Source organism: Cellulosimicrobium sp. NPDC030954 (assembly GCF_055571305.1).
Window position 1 is genome coordinate 1,576 of the sequence record NZ_JBVIFN010000024.1, and the last position, 5,530, is coordinate 7,105.

Annotated in this window: 7 protein-coding genes; 2 read left to right on the plus strand and 5 right to left on the minus strand. The window is 64.1% G+C overall.

Features of this window, described 5'->3' with window-relative positions:
* Nucleotides 1–251: 251 nt before the first annotated feature.
* The 5 genes from ACZ402_RS20215 to ACZ402_RS20235 form a co-directional block, all read right to left on the minus strand.
* Complete coding sequence (locus ACZ402_RS20215; RefSeq protein WP_026049681.1) at nt 252–848, minus strand: DUF305 domain-containing protein; 597 nt, start codon at nt 846–848, stop codon at nt 252–254.
* 86 nt (nt 849–934) lie between these two features.
* Nucleotides 935–1,375 (minus strand): DUF6153 family protein, encoded by a 441-nt coding sequence (locus tag ACZ402_RS20220; RefSeq protein WP_042538298.1) that lies wholly within the window; start codon nt 1,373–1,375, stop codon nt 935–937.
* Nucleotides 1,376–1,422: 47 nt separating this feature from the next.
* Nucleotides 1,423–3,561, minus strand: a complete 2,139-nt coding sequence (locus ACZ402_RS20225; protein ID WP_465285942.1) for a heavy metal translocating P-type ATPase — start codon at nt 3,559–3,561, stop codon at nt 1,423–1,425.
* A gap of 54 nt (nt 3,562–3,615) precedes the next feature.
* The gene (locus ACZ402_RS20230; RefSeq protein ID WP_060921756.1) at nt 3,616–3,939 is read right to left on the minus strand and encodes a heavy-metal-associated domain-containing protein; all 324 of its coding nucleotides are present in this window, start codon (nt 3,937–3,939) and stop codon (nt 3,616–3,618) included.
* Nucleotides 3,940–3,969: 30 nt separating this feature from the next.
* Nucleotides 3,970–4,251, minus strand: coding sequence for a metal-sensitive transcriptional regulator (locus ACZ402_RS20235; RefSeq protein ID WP_053095982.1), 282 nt, complete (start codon nt 4,249–4,251; stop codon nt 3,970–3,972).
* Between the two features lie 215 nt (nt 4,252–4,466).
* On the opposite strand from ACZ402_RS20235, the gene ACZ402_RS20240 reads away from it, so the two are divergent.
* Both ACZ402_RS20240 and ACZ402_RS20245 read left to right on the plus strand, forming a co-directional pair.
* A complete protein-coding gene (locus ACZ402_RS20240; RefSeq protein WP_058631433.1) occupies nt 4,467–4,868 on the plus strand; it encodes a four-helix bundle copper-binding protein in 402 nt (133 codons plus the stop codon).
* Entirely contained in the window at nt 4,865–5,383 is a 519-nt protein-coding gene (locus ACZ402_RS20245) for a DUF305 domain-containing protein (RefSeq protein ID WP_200838872.1), read from the plus strand. The genes ACZ402_RS20240 and ACZ402_RS20245 overlap by 4 nt, the downstream gene beginning before the upstream one ends.
* Nucleotides 5,384–5,530 lie beyond the last annotated feature (147 nt).

The window sequence follows — 5,530 nt, forward strand, 5'->3', positions numbered from 1 at the left end:
AACGGGGGGGACCGCGTTGGTGCCGGAGGCCTGCGGCACGGCGCAGCCGGTGAGGGCGACGGCTGCGAGAGCGATCGCGAAAGCGGGTAGGGGCGAGTGGCGGTTCATGAGACTCCGACGTGAAGAAATGCATGCAGGTGCGCGAGCGGTACGCGAATGAGAGTCGCGACATGGCACCAGCGCGGTGGCGTGGGTTACTGCGAGAAGGCCAGTTCGGGGGTGCGGGCGAGCGCCGCACCCCCGAAGGTAGATCAGAGTGTGTCGAGGAGGTCTTTCATCGTGGCGATCTCCGTGGTCTGTGCCTCGATGATCGTCTCGGCCAGGGCGACCGCGTCACTGTTCTGGCCGTTGTCGACTTCGTCTTGGGCCATTTCGACGGCACCCTGGTGGTGCTCGATCATCTGCTCGAGGAACAGACGGCTGGCGTCCGCCCCGGTGGCATCTTCGAGGGCCTGCATGTCGTCGTCGGACATCATGCCGCCGCCGTGGTCCATGCCTTCCATGTTGGAGGTATCAGCGCCCCACTCTTCGAGCCACTGCTCCATCTTCTGGATTTCGGGGCCCTGCGCTGCCTTGATCTCTTCCGCGAGGGCGGCGACGCGCTCGTTGACGCCGTCCTTGCTGAGGAGCATGTCAGACATCTCGATGGCCTGAGCGTGGTGCTCCTTCATCATGCTGGCGAACATGATGTCGGCGTCATTGGCGTCCGCCGACGCCGGGGCGGAGCTGCTGCTCTCGTGATTCATGCCGGGCATATCGCCTCCGCCGGAGGTGTTTCCAGCGCAGCCGGCAAGGGCGAGCACAGCAGTGAGAGTGAGTGCGGCGGTCGCCGCAAAACGGGTCTTCATGATGGTTCTCTCCAAGAGTCGATGATGGTGCCCAGCGAGACAGGCTGGGCGAGGGGGCGTTGCCCATAGAACGGGCATGCCAGCCATCAGGTGCGACTGATGCAGAGAACGGTGAGAGACGGCGGCCGCAGCGGGTACAGCGCGCCGCGAAGCGCAAAACGTGAAAGGAGCGGACCAGGGGTTTCGGTGAGTGAGCGCCACCAGGCGGGCGGCCGGGTGACCAGCACTACGGCGATGAGGAGCGCGAGAACGCAGGCCATCCACGACATGCCGTGATCGTCAGAGCACGTCGCACAGCCCGTCTCATCCATCGCTGCAGCTTCGCCTGAGGCGTGTGCGGGGTGAGCGTCGGCATGCGCGGGTGCGACCGCGATGGTTTCGCTGTGCCCGGAGGGCATGGTGTGCGTGTTCATCGAGTGCATCGCCAGAAGCCCGAAGATCACGGAAAAGGCGACGGCGACGACGGTCAGGAGGGTGCGGGTGAGGGTGCGCTGGTCATGCACGCGCCGTGCGATCGTCGTCAACACTGTCCCACCTCCCTTTCTTCCAGGGTACGTCGCCGCCGCCCATGCGCCTACTTGTCGACGACGGCGTCCGGGCTGAGGTTCAGCCGTCGCAGCAACTGCGCATTCAGCGCGACAACGATCGTGGATAGTGACATCAACACTGCACCGACCGACATCGGCAACACGAACCCGACGGGGGCGAGCGCACCGGCAGCCAACGGCACCGAGAGAAGGTTGTACCCGGCGGCCCACCAGAGGTTCTGTTTCATCTTCCGGTAACTGGCCCGCGACAGCTCAATCACGGAGATCACCGACCGGGGGTCGTCGCTGGCGAGGATGACACCTGCGGAGGCGATCGCAACGTCCGTTCCTGCACCGATCGCAATCCCTACGTCTGCCTGGGCGAGGGCGGGGGCGTCGTTCACGCCGTCACCGACCATCCCGACCTTGCGGCCTTCGTTTTGCAGTTCTTTCACCTTGGAGGCTTTGTCCTCCGGACGGACCCCGGCGAAGTACCGGTCGATACCCAGCTCGCCGGCGACGGACGCGGCGACCGCGTCAGCGTCACCGGTGATCATGACCACCTGCACGCCGCGCTCGTGAAGCGCAACGACCGCGTGACGCGACTCGGAGCGGATTTCATCCGCGAGGCGCAGCGCGCCCGTCACCTGACCGTCGACGAGCACGTGGAGGATGATCGCACCCTCACCGCGCCACTCGTCGGCAACCGGCAGCTCAACGGCGTGTTCTTGCTCGAGCATGTACGGGCCGCCGACCTGCACGACGTGTCCGTCGACACGGGCACGCACCCCCACGGCGGGGGAGGATTCAAAATCGGTCGATCGCGGAACGGTGAGGTTCTTCTCTTTCGCTGCGTTGACGATCGCACGGGCGAGGGGGTGCTCGGAGTCCGCTTCCGCGGCCGCCGCCCACGCGAGCAGCTGATCGGCGTCGGCCCCTGTGACGGGATCGATCGCGGTCACGGCGGGGGTGCCCTTGGTGAGCGTGCCGGTCTTGTCGAACAGGATCGTGTCGACGGTGCGCATGCTCTCCAGGGCGAGACGATCCTTGATCAGCACACCTCCACGGGCGGCGCGTTCGGTCGCTATCGACACGACCAGTGGGATCGCGAGACCCAGCGCGTGCGGGCAGGCGATGACCAGCACGGTGATGGTGCGGATCACGGCTGCCTCGGGCTGGCCGACGAGAGTCCACACAATCGCGGTGATCGCGGCAGCGCCGAGCGCGAACCAGAACAGCCACCCCGCTGCCTTATCCGCGAGTCGTTGCGCCCGCGACGATGAACTCTGCGCCTCCGTGACCAGTTTCTGGATGCCCGCGAGTGCGGTGTCTTCACCAATGGCGGTGATCTCTACCCGCACCCCGGAATCGGTGGCTACGGTTCCAGCGATTACCGGGTCACCATCGCTGCGGCGCACCGGCCGAGACTCTCCGGTGATCATCGACTCGTCCATGCTGGCCGAACCCTGCACGATCCGCCCATCCGCGGGGACCCGCCCGCCCGGACGCACCACCACCACGTCTCCGACCTGCAGATCAGCCGGTGCGACGGTGACAGTGGTGTCTCCGTCGACCTTCTCCGCCTCGTCGGGCAGCAATGCGGCGAGGGAATCCAACGCCGACGTCGTCTGGGCGAGGGAACGCATCTCGATCCAGTGGCCGAGCAGCATGATCACGATCAGCAGCGCCAGCTCCCACCAGAAATCCAGCTCGTGGTGCAGCAGCCCGATGCTCGCCCCCCAGGAGGCGAGGAACGCCACGGTGATCGCGAGGGCGATCAGCAGCATCATCCCCGGTTTGCGGGCACGAAGTTCACCGACCGCACCGGTCAGGAACGGGGCACCGCCCCACACGTACATCACCGTTCCGAGAGCCGGTGACACCCACGCGACCCACGCCGCGTCCGGCAGCGGGTACCCCAGGATCATCGAGAACATCGTCGAGAATCCGACCACCGGCACGGCGAGGAGCAGCATGATCCAGAACAGGCGCCGGAACTGCCCCACATGATCCCCGTGGCCGCCATGCCCGCCGTGACCGGCGTGATCTTCGTGGCCGCCGTGCCCGGTGTCTTCGTGCGGTGCAGCGTGATCGTGGCTCATCGCCCCATGGTCGTGCTCCGTCGTTGCCGCCGCCGTGTGGTTGCGGTGCGCGGTGTGATCGGTGTGTTCGTCGTGCTGGCTCATCGGAGACTCCTTGCTCAGGTGCGCCCGGGTAAGCCGGACGCCGACAGATGCAACTCAGGGCTGGCTGGTCGCGAGAGCGTAGCCGGCCTCCTCCACCGCAGCCTTCACAGCGGCGGGGTCAACCGGGGCGGTGCTGCGGATGGTCACCCGGGAGGTGCCACCCGCGTTGAGATCCACGGTGACGGACTCGACACCGTCGACAGCGCCCAGCTCCTCACTGACGCTCGATGCGCAATGCGAGCATGTCATCCCGTCGACGAGCACCTCCGATGTGACCGCAGAATCGTCGTGGACGGCTGTCTCTGTGTTCGATGGGGCAGCGCAGCATGCGCAACCAGCGTTCGCATCCGTCAGTCCCAGCTCGATGCGATCAGTCATGGTGTTCTCCTTTACTAAACAGACGTGTGGTCATGAACGAACCAGGCGGGCGATGGCTTCGTTGGCCTCACGAACCTTCTCCGCTGCGAAGTCGCCACCCTCAGCACTTGCCTGAGCGACGCAGTGACTCAGATGATCGCTCAGCAACGACAACGCCACCGTCTCCAGGGCCTTCGTCGCCGCAGAGACCTGCGTAAGGATGTCGATGCAGTACTTGTCCTCATCAACCATCCGGGAGATCCCCCGCACCTGGCCTTCGACGCGATTCAACCGCTTGCGCAGGTCGTCCTTGCTTCCGTCGTACCCGTTCATGCCTCGAGCATACCCCCTGGGGGTATGTAACTCAATGTTTTCGCTTCTATTCCCGCTAGGCGAACGTGGTCGCCGACTCTGTTCAGCTCACAGGCTGATCTGCGCAGCGCGGCGGCTTATCAATACCGGGTTACCATACCCCAGCGGGGTATTCAAGGGCCTCAGTGCGCGGGCGATGCGAGCGTACTTTCGTGGCTCACGAAAGGAGTTCTCTCATGACCGTCACCGAAGAAATGCTCAGCACGTATCCGAAAGATCTGGGCGGAATTGATCAGAAGAAGCTCGTCGACTGCATCGACGCGTGTCTCGCGTGCGCGCAAGCCTGCACCGCATGTGCCGACGCTTGCCTCAGCGAGGACATGGTTGCTGACCTAATCAAGTGCATTCGCGCGAACCAGGACTGTGCAGACCTTTGCATAACCACCGCCCGGATCCTCTCCCGTCGCACCGGGCACGACGCCAGCGTCACCCGTGCCGCGCTCGAAGCTTGCCGAGCGGCGTGCCTGAGCTGTGCTAACGAATGTGAACAGCACACCATGCACGAACACTGCACGATCTGCGCTGAGGCATGCCGACGCTGCGAACAGGCGTGCGTTGCACTGCTGGAGTCGCTATGACAAGCCAGCACGCCGACAACGGTTCACGCCCGCCGGCCGGCCACTCCCAGGGGAAGAATCAGGGCGGGATGTCGAGCTACCTTAAGCTCGCCGTCTCGCTATCGCTCAGCTTCGTTGTGATGTACTTCCTCACGTTTGCGATGATCAACGTCCTGGACGATCTCTTCCTCAACATCAGCAACCTCTACATGGCACTGATGATGGTCTTCCCCATGGGCATCATCATGGTCATCGTCATGTGGAAGATGTTCCCGAACAAGGCCGCGAACATCAGCTTGCTCGTAGGTTTCGCCGCGCTTTTCCTTGTCGCCTTCTTCATGGGACGCTCGGAAGCGTTCGTCGGTAACGACCAGTTCCTCCGTTCCATGATCCCGCATCACTCTCGAGCGATTCTGGTGTGTGAGCAATCAGACATCAGCGACCCGGAGATCCAAGATCTCTGTGAGCAGATCATCTCGTCACAGCAGGAAGAGATCGACCAGATGAATGAGATTCTCGACCGTCTCGACGATTAGTGGGGCGTCGGCACCACCCTTGCGACGAGTGGACCGGCTACCGCGCTCATGACGAGCGGACCGGATCACCGCCGTCGACAGGGTCCGGGTCGACCAGGCAACCTTACGCCTCAGCCTTACGCGAGAGCTGCCGAAAACGATCGTTTC